This is a genomic window from Maribacter forsetii DSM 18668 (genome assembly GCF_000744105.1).
Lineage (GTDB): Bacteria > Bacteroidota > Bacteroidia > Flavobacteriales > Flavobacteriaceae > Maribacter > Maribacter forsetii.
On record NZ_JQLH01000001.1, the window covers coordinates 4039918 to 4057845 of the forward strand.

Consider the following 17928-nt stretch of genomic DNA (forward strand, 5'->3'; position numbering starts at 1 on the left):
TAAAGTCCCTAAGCCTTTTATAATTCTATATTCAATAACTGACCTGTAAGCTGCAATAATTGAAGCTCTGCCAACTTTGCATCGTACTTTGCCAAGTTCTTATTAGTCTGCGCATTCAACAAATTGATTTGCGCCTGTCTAAATTCTATCGATGTAATACTACCCAATTGAAATTGCTCTTTAGAACGCTCGAAATTATTTTGGTTGGTAAATACATTCTGCTCTTGAATCTGATATATTTTTAAAAGATTCTCATACAATGCCATTGCATTCTGCATATCTCTGCTCACCTCTAATTCTACCTGCTTACGTAGTAATTCTTGATTAGCGTATGTAATCTTGGCATTCTTAACACTTACCGTAGTGCTACCACCATCAAAGAGATTCCATGTAAGGCTTGCTCCCAGCGAATAGTTACTTACATTAGAATTCGTACCCGGAAACACAGCACCTGTTAAGAAAGCCGATGGCGCATTTTGGTTTCTGTTCCACCCATAAGAACCGGTAAGACCAATTGTTGGTAAATAGCCAGATTTATTTACCTTGATATCATATGCGTTGATATTCAAATTGGTTTCGGTCTGTAACACTGCTACGTTATTGGTTATAGCCTTATCCATAAACTCCACTATCTGAAACTTAGGTATAAAAACAATAGTGGTATCTACCTGATATTGGGCAGCTAAATCTTGATTCAATACTACATTTAAATCGCGCTTTGCATTTGCCAATTGCTGCTCTGTATTTAATAGATTAATACTATCATTTGTCATATCTACCTGAGCGTTCAATATATCTAATTTTGTATTTTGACCATACTCAAAAGAATATTCTGACCTGGTTATCCTATCCCTTGAAATCTCCAAGGCTTGTTTTTGTACATTTTTATTCTCGGTTAAACGAGCAATTTCAAAATATACCGTGAACATCTGTATCATGGTATTTTCTATAGTCTCCCGAGCCTGTAATGTACTTAATTGATACTGCTCTTTTAGTCTTTTATAATTGTAAAATCTACCCAGGCCATCAAATAAAGTATAGTTAAGGTTCAATGCAGAACTATAACGCTGACTCTCTGCGCCATCAATAGAAATATCATCTCTTTCGGTACCATCATCATTAAACTGCCCTGGAAATTCAGTCGTAGTATTGTTATTATTATATGTAGCAGCGGCAGTACCTGTCAAAGTAGGTAAATACCCAGAGTTTAAGATACTCGCGTTATTTTCAGCAATCTCGACTTGACCTTTAGCTATCTCAATTCCGAAATTGTTCTCTAAAGCCTTTACAACAGCTTCTTCCTTTGAAAGTGTCTTTTCTTGTGCAAAAATTCCACAAATTGGAAAAAATACTAATAATGTGATGAATCTTACTTTACTCATTATAACTTATCTATATTCTTATATGGTTGTGAACCACCTTCAATTTGCTCTTGATGTTCGCTACCTTCAATGGCTTCATGTGAATGACCTTCTAAATGGGCAGCTTCTTTTCTTTCCTTAATTGCTCTTTCCACCTCTTCTTTAGTAATCTTATGACCCGAGGCAAAAGATAAATTCTGCGCTTTTAAGTTGTTACTGAACGATAAGAACAATGGCAACATCAATAAGGTTAGTACGGTGGCAATACCGATACCGTAGGCAATTGAAATGGCCATTGGTTTTAAGAACTGCGCCTGTCTACTTGTCTCTAACATTAATGGAGCCAAACCGGCAATAGTGGTTATGGACGTTAAGAAAATTGCTCTAAATCTAGATTTACCTGCTTCAAAAATGGCATTATCAAAAGACATTCCTTCACGTAAATTAGAATTGAACTTACCTATAAGCACCAGTCCATCATTCACCATAATACCTATTAATGCTATAATTCCTAGAATAGAAAGTACATTTATTGGAAAATCATGAACCCAGTGCCCCCATGCAACTGCCGTAAAACTAAATGGCACTAATAACAATAACATTAATGGCTGACTGAAACTTCTAAATGTAAATGCAATGGTTATATAAATTAATAATATAACTGTGAAACCGACCAACTTTAAAGAACCCGTTAATTTTTCTAGCTCTCTATTCTGACCTTCATATGATGCACTTACCGTTGGATATTTGGATTGTATCTCTGGCATATGCACATTCTGAATTTCGGTCATGATCTCCGTAGGACTATCCTTGACATCTTTCATATCTGCAGATACCTGAATTTCTCTTCTTCCTTCCAAACGATTGATAGCAACATCTCCACGAACAATGGTATAATCCGCTATTTCACTTAATGGAACACGCTCACCTGACGGAGTAACGATTCGCATATCATCTAAATTAGAAATAGAAGAACGCTCATCTCTATCATAACGAACCCACACTCTGATTTCATCTTGAGACCTTTGAAAACGTTGTGCCTGTACCCCAAAGAAACCTGCACGAACCTGAGTCATTAATGCCTGTAGATCCATACCTAACAAATAGGCATTTTCCTTTAAGGTCAATCTTATCTCCTTAATACCCGCCGGATCATTATCTGAAATATCTTTTAATCTTGGGTTCTTTGTCAAAATACCTTTCAACTCAGCCTTTGCTGCTTTCAGCTGCTCTATATTATTACCCAATAGGGATACTGAAACGGGTGACCCACCAAAATTACCACCAGAACCATAAATAAGACTTTCTACACCCACTACCGGACCCACAAGTTCTTCTAACCTACGGGTAACCATATCTGCAGAAATCTCATTTGGCCTTTCTTCACCGGGCAATAAATTAATTGTCAATACTGCCGAAGATGAACCGGGACCCAATCTTCTAATAAGGTTTTCAAAGACCATTTTATCTGAGCCAGGCATGTATTTATCGGTCAATTCTTGATTGACAATAATGGCTTTCTCCTCAATTAAAGAGATAATGGAATCTGTTATTTTTTCATTAGTACCATTTGGCATCTCTAATTCAATACCTACACGGTCACTGGCAATCCTTGGAAAGAATGCCGTTCTAATGATTCCACCACCTACAGAACCTAAGGTCAAAATAAAGGCTGATGCAAATACAGCGAACATAAATATTTTATGGTTCATTGAAAACCGTAAAACAGGCGTATATAGATTATCACGCATCCAAACCATTAAACTATCTCCAAATTCATTGATAACCCTTAGTTTGGCAAAAGCATTTGCAAAACCAGATTTAGGTTTGGTATCTATTGGTTGTAATGCTTTGGAATGTGCCAAGTGAGCAGGTAAGATTACTAAAGCCTCTACTAATGAAACTACCAATGTTAGAATAACAATAACAGAAACCTCACCAAAGAACTCACCAATTCTACTATCTAAGAACAAGAAAATAGAGAAGGCCAATATTGTGGTGATAATCGCTGAAATAATTGGAGGCAATACCTCCATTGTACCATCTACAGCTGCTTGAACTGGAGATTTTCCTTTTTCGTAATGCTGATAGATATTTTCGGCAATTACAATACCATCATCTACCAAAATACCAATAACGATAATCATACCGAATAAGGACAATACGTTTATAGTTACATCAAAGAAACCTGCAAAAACGAACATTCCTAAAAACGCAACCGGTAAACCAAAGGCAACCCAAAAAGCTAATCTTGTATTCAGGAAAAGAGATAGAAATATTAATACTAACACCATACCCATTATGGCATTTTCTGTCAATAACTGCGTTCTTTGGTTTAGTGTGATAGATTGGTCAGAAACAACATCTAACTTAATGTTGTTGTACTTCTCATTAAATTCAGTAACATATTCATTAACTTGATCCGCAGCTAAAATTAGGTCTTCATTATTGGTACTTGTAATAGTTGTGCTTACCGATAAATTTCCATTAAAATAAGTGGCATTTGGTGTTTCTGAAAATCGATCCCTTACAATAGCCACGTCTTTTAAACGTATTACATTACCAGACTGATCTGCACGTACAACCAAATTACTTAGTTCACTACCATAGTACGAACGGTTATTTGCACGTATTAAATACTCCTCCGCATCTGTTTTAATATTACCACCGGTTACAAGAATATTGGCATTACCAACAGCGCTTGCTACTTCAGTAAACGACAATCCATACGCCAGTAAATCATTCTCGTTTACTGCGATTTCAATTTCCTCATCTGGGAATCCGGAAATCTCAATTTGTGAGATACCTTCCATTGCCCTAAGATCATTTTCTATCTCTCTACCAACACTTTTTAATGTTGCAAGCGGAATATCTTCTCCACTAATGGCAAACGATATAGTTTGGCGTACCGTTTCTAGAATAGATACAATCAATGGCTCCATTCCCGTTGGGAAAGTTGGCACCCTATCTACCGCATTCTTGACCTCTAAAAGCATGAAATCAATGTTCTCACCCTTTTCAATTTCTACGTTAATTGTACCACTGTTCTCCCTAGAAGTAGACGTTACACGATCTACACCTTCAAGTCCTTTTAAATTATCTTCAATTTTAAGAACGATACCTTCTTCTACCTCTTGTGGCGATGCACCTGGATAGGTAATAGTGATTGCAATATTCTTAGAATCCGTCAACGGAAAATAAGATGATTTTAATGCCTTTGCACCAACAATACCGAACAAGGCAAAAGAGATAACCACAACATTAACGGCAACATGATACCGAATAAAATATTCTATCAGTTTACGCATTATTCTTCTGTATTTTCTGGTTGTTCAGAGTAAATTTTAACTGCCATCCCAGTAAAGCCACCACTTACAGGTTTTGATACTATAGTTACACCATCAGGTACATTTTTAAGTACCACGCGCTTATCTGAGAAATAAACCGGTTCTACATCTATCATATCAAGAACTGAGTCTCTTACTACAAATATCTTATTGCCTTCTAACAATAAACCTCTATCTACCTCAATAGCATTCTCCTCTTTTTTGGCATCTAAATCTGCCTCTAAATACATACCTTCTCTTAGGTTCTTATCATCAACCTCAATATAAGCGTTTACGGTTTGTGTTAATTGATCAATACTGCCATTGATTCTTGTAACCTTACCTTTATATGTACTGTTATCATCTAGATTTGTAAGCTCTACCGATTCCCCAACTTTCAACAAATCCGTATATCGTTTACTAATCGCTACTTCTAGCTCATATACTTCTGTATTAATGAATTCACCTAACTTCTGACCTGACCTGACCAGCGTACCTTCCGTAACCAAAGTTTCGGTAAGAACACCAGAGAATGGCGCAGAAATACGATACTTGGATAATCGTTGCTCTAAATTTTTAACATTGTAATAGCCGGTTAAAATACCTCTACCAGATATGAAAAACTTTTCTTTCTCTGTTGCCATCTCTGGAAGTGCGGGCGTGCTTTTAGCCATATCGAAATTGGAAAGATACTCTTGCCACTTTGAATAGATATCCGGGTAGTCTAATCGTAAATCCGGCATTACTGCCGTTAGCTGGTTGAAGAGATCACTTTTTGCAGATTGTACGCTTGCAGCATACTCGTTTGCATCTATATTTATAATAGTCTCTCCTTGACGAAAAGCCTGACCTTCTTTAAACAACTTACTTCCTTTTTTGAATACACCCTGAACTTCAGCATATAATTCTACACGTTGTTTAGCAGTTAAATTACCATTTGCAGATACAACAATAGGTACCGTACCATTCTTTACAACCTCTGTAAAAACCGTTTTCACTACTTTTTCAGACTTCGGTTTAAAAGTTTTCTTACTATCAATTATATACCCCGCTAAAAAAAAGGATACTACAATTAGCAAAATACCTAAAACGGTAAAAATAATTTTTCGCATTTTATTATAATTTATAAGCGTATTTCAAAAAACACAGGATCAAAAGTACTTTTTTATATCCCGCTAGGATTATGCAAATTAAATGAAACGACCAAATTCACTAGTGAAACGACTTTGATACTATTTCAGCTTAATTCACTACTATTATTAAGGGTTTTATCTTCAAAATATTATCTATTGCTAACGGCTAAAATTCATTTACTATCTATTAGAACAATCAAAATATTGTTAAAATAAAGCCTGTAATTTAATTAGATTTTAACGGGAAACTTTTGGATATCATTTAATCATCGGCGAAACTACAAAAAAACACTTCTGGCATTCAATGCCTTAATGGTTAAAGTAATCATAAAAAACAGTATAGTATTAGTCATTTACAAACAAAAAAAGGGATGCTTTCGCATCCCTTTTTACATATATTTTTCTTCCTTTAATTTCGTTTTACATCTTCATATTTAGTATCAACTATACGTGTTCTACTAGCTTCTGTTGTGCCAAACTTCAAATTCAAAAATTCATCATCACTATCAAAAACCGCCAACTTAGAACTCTGCATTCTCAATAATGAGTTTAATGACCTAAAGTCATTACCCTGTAATTGCACAAACTCAAGATTACTCAAGGTTGCCATACCACTAGGCAAGTCGCCTTCGAACTGATTATATGAAAGAATCAATTCTTTTAAGTTTACCAAACGACCAAGATCAACTTCTATAGCACCTGCTAATTTATTACCAAAAAGCTCAAGTCTTTCTAACTTATCTAATTTTTCAAGGGACTTAGGTAGACTTCCTTCTAAATAATTACTTGAAAGGTTTAATGATTTTAAACTTGTCATCTCTCCTATTCCGTCAGGAATTGTTCCTTGTAATAGGTTATTAAAAATAGACAGCTCTTTTAATTGTGTCATTTTCGAATAATCTTTAGGTAAATCCCCAGTCAATTTATTCATCTCTAAACGCATATCAGTAAGCTTTTCTAACTGAAATATATCCTCAGGCAACTTACCTTCCAATACGTTGAAAGCAAGATTCAAAGTTTTTAAATATGAGAGTTTTGAGATTCCTTCCGGTATTGATCCCGTAAGATTATTACGGTAAAGTTTTAAAGCGGTTACATGACCATCATTGACCTCTACACCATACCAAGATGATGGGTCTGCTTTTAAATCCCACTTATTTTGCCATTGCTCACCATTGGTACTTTTATTGAAATCTAACAAATACTGTTTTTCGCTTGAAGATATTTGAGCATTTACCATACAACTAAAGAACAGAACAAAGACTAAGCAGGCACAGTTTATAACATTTTTCATACTGAAAAAATTAAATTATTAGGGGAAATTTACTCATACCTTTTATCAGATAATACTGCTATTAAACAGTTCTAGTGTAAAAAGTACTTTTATTATAACGTGCAAAAAATACATTTATGATACACCATTGACATTAATACACTTAAAACAAAAAAGAGATGCTGTTCAACATCTCTTTTTTTCACCAAACTAACTAAAAGTGTAAACTACTCTTACTCTTCTATATCTTCAAACTTCGTATCTGCCATTCTGGTTCTACTGAAGTTGATATCTTTAAACTCTAGCTTTTTATCTTCTTTGTCATAATCAAAAACTAAATATTCTTTAGTCTCTAAAAATTCTAAAGCCTTAAAAGAACTGAAGTTGTTATTCTGAATTTGAAATACTTCTAAACTTGCCAAATCTGCAAACTCATTAGGAATATCTCCTATAAGCCTGTTGTTTGCCAATACTAACTCTTTCAACTTACTTAACTTCCCCATATCTCTTGGTATAGCTCCTTCTAATCTATTTTCAAAAAGACCTAAAGTTTCTAATTGAGATAACGCACCTAATGAGCTAGGTATGTCTCCATGAAATTCATTACTTGAAAGGTTTAAAACTTTTAGCCCGGTTAGGTTACCTACCGTTGCAGGAATTTCACCGGTGAAAAAATTATTGAAAGCAGAAAGCTCTTCTAATTCAATTAAACTACCTATTCCTTCTGGCAACTCACCATTTAACCTATTCATTTCTAACTTTAAGACTTTCAAATTAGAAAGGTTAGCTATCTCTTTAGGTAATGCCCCTGTTAGTGAATTAAATGCAAGATTCAACACCTTTAGGTTCTCCAAATTCCCAATTTGTGTAGAAATTGACCCCATTAAATTATTGTGGAACAAATTAATTTCTACCACCTTATCATTTTCAACAGTAACGCCATGCCATTGGGAAACCGGAGTTTTTAAATCCCATTTCTTTACCCAGTGATTACCGTTAGAGGTTTCGTATAAGTCAATTAAAGCATTTTTTTCCTTGTCAGATACTTCTGCTAGACAAACTGTTGACAGAAATATTAAGCTAAAACTTAAAAAATATAATTTTTTCATTTGATGGTGGTTTGGTAATTTGAATTCACTAGGAATTCTCTTACAAATTTGAACTAATAACGTTGAAAACTGAAATTTTATCGTTGACTGACCCCTGTTTGTTGTGAAAGTAGCTGAATATGTTGTGAAACCATCAAAATTGTATGTCTGCCGTTATTGGACTACTCTAACTTGTCTATATCAATTGTAAGAATTTCCCAGTTCTGCATTAACGTCTCTAATTTCTTCTTTTTTGCCTGGTAACCATCAAAGAAATTTGGTTTTGCTATGGTAGCATCATAGTCAACCGATAAGTTATGATCTATTTCTTTAATTTCTTTTTCTAGAGAACTAATTTTACTTTCAACTGAGCTTAACTGATTTTTTAAACTTTTTAATTTTTTCTGATCTTGAAAAGAGTTAGATGACTTAGGCTTTTCCTTTGCTACAACCGTTGCCTGCTTTTTTTCGATAGCCCTAAAATCCTCTACTTTTCGTTGTTCTAAATAGTAATCAACATCACCTAAATACTCCCTGATTTTTTGATCTTTAAATTCATAGACCTTGTTCGTAAGCCCTTGCAAAAAGTCTCTATCATGTGAAACCAATATTAAGGTACCTTCAAAATTTAAACACGCTTGCTTTAATACGTTTTTAGATTTAATATCCAAGTGGTTAGTAGGCTCATCCATTACCAAAACATTAAAGGGCTGCAACAGCATTTTCGCCAATGCCAAACGATTACGTTCGCCACCAGAAAGTACTTTTACGTACTTATCCACTTCATCTCCCCTAAATAAGAAAGAACCTAGAATATCTCTAACCTTACTCCTGTTCTTTTCATTTGCTGCATCTATCATAGTATCTAAAATGGTTTTATTACCATCTAAATACTCCGCTTGATTTTGAGCAAAATAACCTATTTGAACATTATGCCCTAGCTTAAGATGACCTTCATGCTTAAGATCGCCTACAATAATCTTTGCCAAAGTAGATTTACCTTGTCCGTTTTGACCAACAAAGGCAGTTTTGCTATCTCTCTCAATAAGCAGGTTAATGTCGTTTAACACTAAATTATCCCCATATGCTTTTGAAAGTTCCTCAATTTCTACTACGACCTTACCCGGTGTAACCGAAATAGGAAAACGAAGGCTCATAACACTATTGTCATCTTCATCTACCTCAATGCGCTCAATTTTATCTAATTTCTTGATCAACGACTGCGCCATTGATGCTTTTGTAGACTTCGCCCTAAACTTCTCTATTAAGCGTTCTGCTTGTTGAATTTCTTTTTCTTGGTTCTTTTGGGCGTTTACCTGCTGCTGTTTTATTTCATTTCTAAGCACCAGATACTCCGTGTATGGTTTGTTATAATCATAAATACGCCCCAAAGAAATTTCAATGGTTCTATTGGTAACATTGTCTAAAAACATTTTATCGTGAGATACGATGACAACCCCACCGGTATAATTGTTTAAAAACTGCTCGAACCAAATGATAGATTCAATGTCCAAGTGGTTGGTTGGCTCATCTAATAGCAATACGTCATTTGTTTGCAATAATAATTTCGCAAGTTCTATGCGCATTCGCCACCCACCTGAGAAGGTTTCTGTTTTTTTATCAAAGTCCTCTCTTCTAAAACCTAAACCTTGCAGTATTTTTTCTGTTTCACCTTGATAGTTATATCCACCTAAAATTTCATAGTGTTGGGTAATATCACTTAAGTCTACGATAAGCTGACTGTACGAATCTGATTCATAATCCGTTCGTTCTGCCAACTGATGATTGATTTCATCAAGTTTAAGCTCTAAAGCCTTAATCTCCTCAAAAGCTTGATAAGCCTCTTCTAAAACTGATCGCCCTTCTACGAAATCTATATCTTGACGAAGAAAACCAATTTTAATATCTTTTTCTACCGCTATAACTCCGGTATCTAAAGGCATATCCTTATTCAACAGTTTTAACAAGGTAGATTTTCCCGCTCCGTTTTTACCTACTAGTCCTACTCTGTTCCCTCCATTTAAACGAAATGATATTTCTTCAAATAGATATTCTCCTCCAAAAGAGACCGATAGGTTGTGAACGTTTAACATAAATTCTAATTCTTCTTTTTTACTTAAAACCCGATACAATAAATACCGATTATTATTAAGCTAAATTATCTTTCTTACAGCAGATATTTAATATATAAAATATCATAAAATCGTACCTTAGTGTAAAGTTTTGCAAATGTTAAAAAAAGGAAACAAACTCTACAGTATTTTAACAGGAAGTTGCCCTAGATGTCATGAAGAAAGCATGTATTTGGATAAAAACCCATACCATATGGGCAAAATCTTTAAAATGCATGAAAGATGTAGCCATTGTGATCTTAAATACAAAATAGAGCCATCTTTCTTCTACGGTGCAATGTATGTGAGTTACGGAGTAGGTATTGCCTTCGCCGTTGCCGCGTTTGTAATCGCAAATCTTTTTCTTGACGCCAGTCTTGTAGAGGCGTTTATCGCTATTATTGCAACTCTTGTTATATTCATGCCTGTAATTATGAGGCTATCTCGTAATATATGGATCAATATGTTCGTGAAATATGACGCTAGCGCGAAATCAAACTTCAAGAATTCTTAATTCTGATTAAAACGAGCTATATCCATTTCTTCCAATAGAGGAACTTTAGATTCAATGTTATCATACAATGATTCTGCCGCCCATGGTGCAATGGTTATACCATGTGACCCAAAACCATTCAATAACCATAAGTTATTAAACTTTGGGTGCTTACCCACCAAAGGTCTTCTGTCTTTGACCGTAGGCCGCATACCTGCCACGTGATCAACTATTTCATACGAGCAACTCAATAGAGTATCCAATTTAGAAACAAGCTCATTCTTAGCTTCTTCTGTAGTTATATTGTCTTTGTCACTTCTATGGTATGTTGCACCAACTTTATACAAATCATTGCCAAGTGGTATTAAAAATACAGAAGATTTTATAATGTTGGATTCACTTAAGCCTTTTACCCGTATAACTAAATACTCCCCTTTTGAACCTTGCATAGGCAGGTAGTTGAAATACGGATTCTTCATCATTCCGTAACCCTCTGTAAAAACAATATGCTTCGCTTTGATTCCCTTATAGTTTACAAAACCTTGTTCAAATTGAAGCTGATCATAATTAAATGTATCCGTATCTATTTTATTTTCTTTTCTCAACCAATTCTCATAACTATCAAAAAGAATTTTAGTGTCTAACTTACCAGTTTCTAATACTCTCCCAAATTGAAAAGGAATTTTTAGTCCGGCATTTTCATTATCCACCAGCTTGGTATCTAGGTATGGTTTTAACTTCTTTTTATCGGCTGCTTCAAACCACAGATTCTGTTCTTCTATTGAGGCAAATTTTCGTAAAACATCTAGCTTTTCATCAAACTTAACCTTTAAAAATTGCTCTAATTCGGTATAAAACTTAGTAGCTACAGGTAACTGCTCGTCTGCCCTCCATGAAAGTGTAAATCGTTTTAAGATAACAGGATTGTACAAACCACCCGCAACGCGTGACGATGTTTGCGATCGATCATTAAAAACAATAAAAGTCTTACTGTTTTTACGCAAGGTTTCGCAAAATGCGGTACCTGCCAATCCTAACCCTACCACTATAAAGTCTACCATGGAGCAAATGTAATGACAATTGCCTAAAACATGATATAAAAATAAAAGACCCGATCTTTCGATCGGGTCTTTTATTATGTGAATTGGATTTTCAGTAAGCTTAGTAAGCCCACATGTCTTGTTCCTTATCTCTAATTGTTTCTTTAATTCGTTTTGCCTCTAACAATTGGAACAAAGCATTATCTGAAATATAGTCGTCAATATTTCTATCGCCCTGTACATTATCCTCTTTATAGATAACGGCATTGAATCTTCTTGCATTCAACAACATATCAAAAGAAATAGGTTGTGCTGAATTCTGTGAGTTAAAAAGCTTCGCTTCATGCAACATTTCTCTTGCATCTGGATACCATACCCAGAAAAGCTCTACCATATCAGGATTTTCATCATCCATAAAGTTTACATCCGGCGCTACTGGAGCAATACCTAAAAGACGGTATTTCAATTCTCCTTGTCTTTTATCAAAATACCATATTCCTTTAATATGATACTCTTCAATGTCCGCTGCAGAAATAGTTCTACGAGTAATATACTCTTCAGAAACAGCTTCACCTGCATTCATCTGCTCATACCCGTAATCTAGGGTATCAACCATTTGCAAGGCATCTTTTAAATCGCCAAAAGTTCTTTTTTGTGTAAAATAAGAATCTGTATAAGTATCTAATTTTCCACTTTTTAAATTTTTAACTAGAACGTGGTATAAAGACCTTCTATCTGGTCCAATATCCATAGTATCTGTTGGATAATATAATGGGAAATTAACTCTCTCATCTAAATCTACGGTCTCCCATAACGTTTTAGACCAAAGGATATCCCTATCATCTACATAACCATATTCTAATGGAGCATCGTTATCAACAGCTTTCTGTGCTTCTGTACGAATACCAACCTCATTTGGTTTCTTTGCATTCAATACATTGGCTTGGGCCATCATTGATAAAGGTAACATTGTTACCGCTCCCATTACTAAAACATTTTTCCAATTCATGTTTGTTTCACTTTAAAATTAACCGGGCAAGACCAATGGGCCTACCCGGTATCATTCTATTATTTAGTTTGTAATCTCCACAACTACTGGAGATACTTTCTTCAACTTGTAACTCTTATTATTTGTGATATAAGCCTCAATATCGAATATTTGAACGATATCTCCTCTTTTAGCACGTGATAAAGCTTGTTTAGCCTTAGCATTCATTTTATTTCCTCTTACAGAAACTGTTGGTTGACCTGGTACTTTGAATTTGAAACCGCTTACCGCTAAGTTCAAATCAAAATCGAAGTCTTCTAAACCAGCACCTATAGTAGCGATCTCAACATTTCTCTTTGGAAGTTTAAGACTACCTGTTTGCTTACTTACAGAACCTTCTGGTCTTGGAATATCTTTAATTCTGAATTCAGATTTAGAAGATACAGATTGACCATCTGGCAATGTACCTGAAGCTGTAATAGTAACATTTCTTCCAGTACCCGGAGTCATTACATACTTACTACCGCTTACAGATTTAAGACCTGGAGCAGATGCTCTTACCTTATTATTTGGTATACCTGGTATAGAGATAGACATTGGGTTAGCAACACCTCTATATACCACATTCATTTTATCAGCAGCAATCAAAGCAGCATTAGGCTTAGATATTGTTGCGAAAGAATTTTTAACCTCAACAGGAATTTCTTCACCGTCTTGCTTAAAGTAGATAGTACCTTTTACTTCATGATCACCAGCAGAACCAGAACCAATCAACATTTTAACACCACCAGCTTCTAATTTATAATCAGAACCTTCAGATAATTTTCTACCGTCTAACGTTAACTCAGCTCTAACCGGAGTAGAAGAGTTATCAGTTTTGCTGATAATAATCTTACCATCATACTTCTCACCTGAATAGTATGCAGATTTAGAAGCTAAAAGAGATGTAGCAAAGTTCTTTAAAGAAACTTGTTCAGTCAACTCACCTGCCAACATTGATTTTAATGCTGCTTCTTCAGTTATTTTAACGTCAGCTTGTAACTGTGTTAATTTTGCCAAAGATGCTACTAAAGGATACCCTTCGTAGTGATAGTTGATCCAATCTTGCTTGGTACCGTCTCTTTTTTCAACTTTACCGTTTTCATCTCCTGTTTGGAAACGATCGATAACAGATTGCTTTAAAGCAGCTGGTACTATTGCAGCAACTTGATCTCTATAACCTGTTAGGTTACTCATGAACTTTTTACCGTCTTCCGATAAAGTTTCACCCTGGAATAATTTCTGATCTAAGTAATCAGCCATATCCATACGAGCATAATCTTTAGGATCTTCGATCCCTTCCATCATACCTGCTTTAAGTCCTTCTAAGTAATCATAATACTCTTGAGACATTGCTTTGATCTGCTGAGCATTCTTATATAACTTATCATACTTTGCAGCATCTTCAGATGCTTTAGTTCCAAGACTTTCCAAGAACGCATTGTTACTTGCAGTTGTCTTTTCGTTAGAAGTCTCTAGCTTTTCATTCATAATACCGAATGCCGCTAATACTTCCTTACTCATGTTTAACGCCAACATTGCGATGAAGATCAAATACATTAAGTTGACCATCTTCTGACGTGGTGATTGTTTTCCTCCTGCCATGGATTTTTAATTTAGATTTTTATTAATAATTGATTCGGGTTGGTAAAAATCCAAACTAGTTTTTGCTCATTGCAGATAACATACCACCATATACACCATTCAATGAAGAAAGGTTTGTAGACAAAGATGCCATTTGATCTTTAAGTGCACTTGCATTTTGAACAACTTCTTCATTAACTGAAGCTTGCTTGCTAGCACTTTCTAATTGTACTTTATAAAGACTGTTCAAAGACTCCATTTGAGAAGCAGCCTGAACCATTTCACTAGAATATTTCTTAGTAGATTCCATTGCATCAACTGTTGGAGCGATACCTTTAGCAGCACCTTCAAAGTTTTTAATGCTTGAACCTAAGCTTTCCATAAGACTTGCATCTACACCAGCTTCTTTCAATAAATCATCTAATTTCTTAGATAAAGATGCCTCAGCTTCTTTTACTTCTGTTGCAGCTTGTGCTTTCTTAGGTGCTTTACTTTCACCACCAGCTAATTCTGGGTATACTAATGCCCAATCTAAATCGTCATCTACTGGTTCAAAAGCACTGATCGCGAAAATTAACGCTTCTGTAATAAGACCTATCGCTAAAAGAATACCACCATTTAATGGTCCTAACTCCCAGTGAAGAATTTTAAATAATGCACCAATAATTACGACTGATGCCCCTAGCCCGTAGGCCATGTTAAATAATTTTTTTGTGGATTTTGACTGTGCCATGTTTAATTTAATTTTAAGGTTTAAAAAATAAAGATTTGGTTAAAAAAATGAATTTGAATTTATTATAAAACTGTTAATATTATTATTTATTGTGTGGAATCTTCCTCACCCATATAATCTTGTACTGTTCTGAAACCGATGTAACTACGAGCTGAATCTGCGTATTCGTAATCTCTTGTACTTACTTGCAAGAAATATGCAACATCTTTCCAAGAACCACCTCTAATAACTTTTCTTGTATTAGACTGATCACCTCCGTTAGGATTCATTGTTGATACATAATCATATGCACTTGGATCGTAACTTGAGTTTGTCCACTCAGAAACATTACCAGCCATATTGTACATATTAAAGTCGTTAGGCTCGTAAGATTTTGCTTCTACTGTATATAAAGCAGCATCTGCAGCATAATCTCCACGCTGTGGCTTAAAGTTTGCCATAAAACAACCAGTATCACTGATTACATATGGTCCACCCCAAGGGTACGTACCACCTTCAATACCACCTCTTGCAGCATATTCCCATTCAGCTTCCGTTGGTAATCTAAATTGATTAACGAACTGTCTACCACGACTCTTGTTGTCATCGTTTTTAAACTTCGTTCTCCAGTTACAGAATGCTTTTGCTTGTTGCCAGCTGATACCTACTACAGGATACTCGCTATATGCATCATGCCAGAAATAATCGTTATGCATTGGTTCATTATAAGAATAAGAGAAATCTCTGATCCAAACCGTTGTATCTGGGTATATCTCAACTTCTTCTGTACGGATAAAGTCTTTACGGCTTTGGTTTCCTTTTACAGATGCACGTGCAGCTGCTTCAATATCCATCCAACTATATTTATACTTTAATGTCTTAACATCAATAGTACGTTGACCGTTATAAGACTCTTCTTCAGATAAATAGATAGAATCCATAATTTCGGTATAATACTCGTCCGGGTAATCTGATGTGTTCCAAACTAGGTCCTCATCTTTGCTTAACGCTCTACCTTCGTATCCCGTCTCACCCATACCTGAGTAATTGTCCAACATATACTTATCGTATACAGATGCTCTTGTAGTATCTGCATCTTTAAAAGCATAGTCACCAATACCGCCCTCTTCTGGACCTATACCTAACTCATCAGCTAAAATGGCTAGTTTGGTTCTAACGATAGAATCCTTCACCCATTCTACAAACTGACGATACTCACTATTCGTGATTTCAGTATCATCCATGTAAAAAGAACGTACCGTAACTGTCTTAGTCGGCGCATTCAATAATTTTCCTTGGTCTTCTTCACTCTTACCCATTATGAAAGAACCCCTTGGGATAAGTTCCATTCCATATGGTTTTTCCGGATACCATTTTTTTCCCTGGACTCCAGTTAGCTCACCTTTCTGTTTAGACCCACAACTTGTGAGTAAAAAAACAAACGCTATAGAGGATAACAATAGCTTCTTCATACTTTAGGTTAAATTTCGATTATGGTTAAACTCAGAATACAATAATTTATTCTATCAACTAAAACTAGGTTTTATATAAAATATTGTATTAAAGTCTTTTTATGCTTTAAAAAAATAATGTTAATTAAAGCCTTTCTTGTAGGCCTTAAACCACCTTTCAGGAATTTGTTGATTACATGCATCTAAATAATCCTTCTCGGTGCAAGGTAATAACGCAGGTGTATGGCCTTTAGTATGTGAAGTGAAAATAGATGGGACTTCTGTCCACCATCTTTCTGTTAATAAACTTTTGTAGAATACCAATTCTTCATCTTCGCTAGGTACATTGTACTTTACAAAGTCATCTGTTTTGATATATGGAGATTCTTTGATTCTAAAATTGATACCTTCTATAAAGTACCATATTATCTGAGCTATCAGCTGTTGCGACTGTACGGTGTTCTCCATTTCATACAAGCCGAATACAGATACTTTATCACTAATACCGGCATATCTAGAAATAGCACAGATTTCTCTGCCATTAAACCCGTTAGGTGAAAAATTAGCGGACAAAGAAATTTCACTAGCCTTTACAGATCGCAAGTCTAAACTTACCATATGTGCATTTCTTAGTACCGGTTCTGCCAAAGAAATATCATTTGCAACTTCACCAAGTCTATAGGCGTCAAAAAATAAACGCTCCATTAAATCTATTTCTTCTTGGGCATTAAAATAACTTTGATACCCAATATTTGAGAAATTAAATAGATTATTTGGCTTATCGGTTATGATTTTACTCATGTAAGAATGTGATGAAATGAGCTCATCTTCTATTCCAAAATCAAACCTACTATCTATTGCAACCAGGTTGATCATATCCCTAATACCATCAAAAGCTCGGTAAGCAGGATAAGTAATATCTTGTGTTGCCCCTAAAATTATAGGTATAATATCTTCTTCCAATAACCCGGCCACTACTTCTTTGACCACAAAATAAGTGTCATTTACAGTAGCGCCTTCTTCTATATCTCCTAAATCTACTATGGTAGCATTCCAGTTCCCTATTAGAAGTTTGTAGAATTGTAATCTAATTGCAGAAACATCTAACTTTTCATGCTTCTTTTCATAGGCATTTCTTGACTCCCTTACCCCTACAATTGCTACGGTAGCATTTGCCAAAACCGGCAAACCATCTTTTTCTGTATGTATGTAGGTGTTTTTGCCAATGGCCTGACTAGGTAACAACTCATTATGAGCTAAAACTTTATCCGATACCGGAACTAGAAAATCAAAGGCCATTTATTAAAGGTTTTTAGGAATCATAAAAAT

General features: G+C 35.2%; 13 protein-coding genes. 1 reads left to right on the plus strand and 12 read right to left on the minus strand.

From position 1 onward, the window contains the following. Window positions 1-17 precede the first annotated feature (17 nt). The 6 genes from P177_RS17170 to P177_RS17195 all read right to left on the minus strand — a co-directional run bounded on the left by P177_RS17170 (window position 18) and on the right by P177_RS17195 (window position 10274). Complete coding sequence (locus P177_RS17170) at window positions 18-1382, minus strand: TolC family protein (protein ID WP_036156742.1); 1365 nt, start codon at window positions 1380-1382, stop codon at window positions 18-20. Continuing rightward, on the minus strand, window positions 1382-4669 hold the full coding sequence (locus P177_RS17175) for an efflux RND transporter permease subunit (RefSeq protein ID WP_036156744.1): 3288 nt from the start codon (window positions 4667-4669) through the stop codon (window positions 1382-1384). Before P177_RS17175 ends, P177_RS17170 begins: the two co-directional genes overlap by 1 nt. Next, the gene (locus P177_RS17180; RefSeq protein WP_036156746.1) at window positions 4669-5799 is read right to left on the minus strand and encodes an efflux RND transporter periplasmic adaptor subunit; all 1131 of its coding nucleotides are present in this window, start codon (window positions 5797-5799) and stop codon (window positions 4669-4671) included. Before P177_RS17180 ends, P177_RS17175 begins: the two co-directional genes overlap by 1 nt. Window positions 5800-6229: 430 nt before the next feature. Beyond that, window positions 6230-7114 (minus strand): leucine-rich repeat domain-containing protein, encoded by an 885-nt coding sequence (locus P177_RS17185; protein ID WP_036156748.1) that lies wholly within the window; start codon window positions 7112-7114, stop codon window positions 6230-6232. A gap of 212 nt (window positions 7115-7326) precedes the next feature. Further along, a complete protein-coding gene (locus tag P177_RS17190) occupies window positions 7327-8202 on the minus strand; it encodes a leucine-rich repeat domain-containing protein (RefSeq protein ID WP_036156750.1) in 876 nt (291 codons plus the stop codon). Window positions 8203-8363: 161 nt separating this feature from the next. After that, window positions 8364-10274 (minus strand): ABC-F family ATP-binding cassette domain-containing protein, encoded by a 1911-nt coding sequence (locus tag P177_RS17195; protein WP_036156753.1) that lies wholly within the window; start codon window positions 10272-10274, stop codon window positions 8364-8366. Between the two features lie 136 nt (window positions 10275-10410). On the opposite strand from P177_RS17195, the gene P177_RS17200 reads away from it, so the two are divergent. Next, window positions 10411-10806, plus strand: coding sequence for a DUF983 domain-containing protein (locus P177_RS17200; protein WP_036156755.1), 396 nt, complete (start codon window positions 10411-10413; stop codon window positions 10804-10806). On the opposite strand, the gene P177_RS17205 is transcribed toward P177_RS17200, so the two are convergent. The 6 genes from P177_RS17205 to P177_RS17230 form a co-directional block, all read right to left on the minus strand. After that, on the minus strand, window positions 10803-11846 hold the full coding sequence (locus P177_RS17205) for an NAD(P)/FAD-dependent oxidoreductase (protein WP_036156757.1): 1044 nt from the start codon (window positions 11844-11846) through the stop codon (window positions 10803-10805). The two genes, P177_RS17200 and P177_RS17205, sit on opposite strands and share 4 nt — an antisense overlap. A gap of 100 nt (window positions 11847-11946) precedes the next feature. Further along, entirely contained in the window at window positions 11947-12834 is an 888-nt protein-coding gene (porN, locus tag P177_RS17210; RefSeq protein WP_036156759.1) for a type IX secretion system ring subunit PorN/GldN, read from the minus strand. A gap of 63 nt (window positions 12835-12897) precedes the next feature. Next, window positions 12898-14457 carry a type IX secretion system motor protein PorM/GldM gene (gene porM, locus P177_RS17215; RefSeq protein WP_036156761.1) on the minus strand — a complete coding sequence of 520 codons (1560 nt, stop codon included), beginning with the start codon at window positions 14455-14457 and terminating at the stop codon, window positions 12898-12900. A gap of 55 nt (window positions 14458-14512) precedes the next feature. Next, window positions 14513-15169, minus strand: a complete 657-nt coding sequence (gene porL, locus P177_RS17220) for a type IX secretion system motor protein PorL/GldL (RefSeq protein WP_036156763.1) — start codon at window positions 15167-15169, stop codon at window positions 14513-14515. Window positions 15170-15255: 86 nt separating this feature from the next. Then, entirely contained in the window at window positions 15256-16620 is a 1365-nt protein-coding gene (gene porK, locus P177_RS17225) for a T9SS ring complex lipoprotein PorK/GldK (protein ID WP_036156765.1), read from the minus strand. A gap of 120 nt (window positions 16621-16740) precedes the next feature. After that, complete coding sequence (locus P177_RS17230; protein ID WP_036156767.1) at window positions 16741-17898, minus strand: formimidoylglutamase; 1158 nt, start codon at window positions 17896-17898, stop codon at window positions 16741-16743. Window positions 17899-17928 lie beyond the last annotated feature (30 nt).

Coding starts and splice junctions, on each gene's coding strand:
- P177_RS17170 (WP_036156742.1), bottom strand. CDS start 1,382: ATGAGTAAAGTAAGATTCATCACATTATTAGTATTTTTTCCAATTTGT.
- P177_RS17175 (WP_036156744.1), bottom strand. CDS start 4,669: ATGCGTAAACTGATAGAATATTTTATTCGGTATCATGTTGCCGTTAAT.
- P177_RS17180 (WP_036156746.1), bottom strand. CDS start 5,799: ATGCGAAAAATTATTTTTACCGTTTTAGGTATTTTGCTAATTGTAGTA.
- P177_RS17185 (WP_036156748.1), bottom strand. CDS start 7,114: ATGAAAAATGTTATAAACTGTGCCTGCTTAGTCTTTGTTCTGTTCTTT.
- P177_RS17190 (WP_036156750.1), bottom strand. CDS start 8,202: ATGAAAAAATTATATTTTTTAAGTTTTAGCTTAATATTTCTGTCAACA.
- P177_RS17195 (WP_036156753.1), bottom strand. CDS start 10,274: ATGTTAAACGTTCACAACCTATCGGTCTCTTTTGGAGGAGAATATCTA.
- P177_RS17200 (WP_036156755.1), top strand. CDS start 10,411: ATGTTAAAAAAAGGAAACAAACTCTACAGTATTTTAACAGGAAGTTGC.
- P177_RS17205 (WP_036156757.1), bottom strand. CDS start 11,846: ATGGTAGACTTTATAGTGGTAGGGTTAGGATTGGCAGGTACCGCATTT.
- porN (WP_036156759.1), bottom strand. CDS start 12,834: ATGAATTGGAAAAATGTTTTAGTAATGGGAGCGGTAACAATGTTACCT.
- porM (WP_036156761.1), bottom strand. CDS start 14,457: ATGGCAGGAGGAAAACAATCACCACGTCAGAAGATGGTCAACTTAATG.
- porL (WP_036156763.1), bottom strand. CDS start 15,169: ATGGCACAGTCAAAATCCACAAAAAAATTATTTAACATGGCCTACGGG.
- porK (WP_036156765.1), bottom strand. CDS start 16,620: ATGAAGAAGCTATTGTTATCCTCTATAGCGTTTGTTTTTTTACTCACA.
- P177_RS17230 (WP_036156767.1), bottom strand. CDS start 17,898: ATGGCCTTTGATTTTCTAGTTCCGGTATCGGATAAAGTTTTAGCTCAT.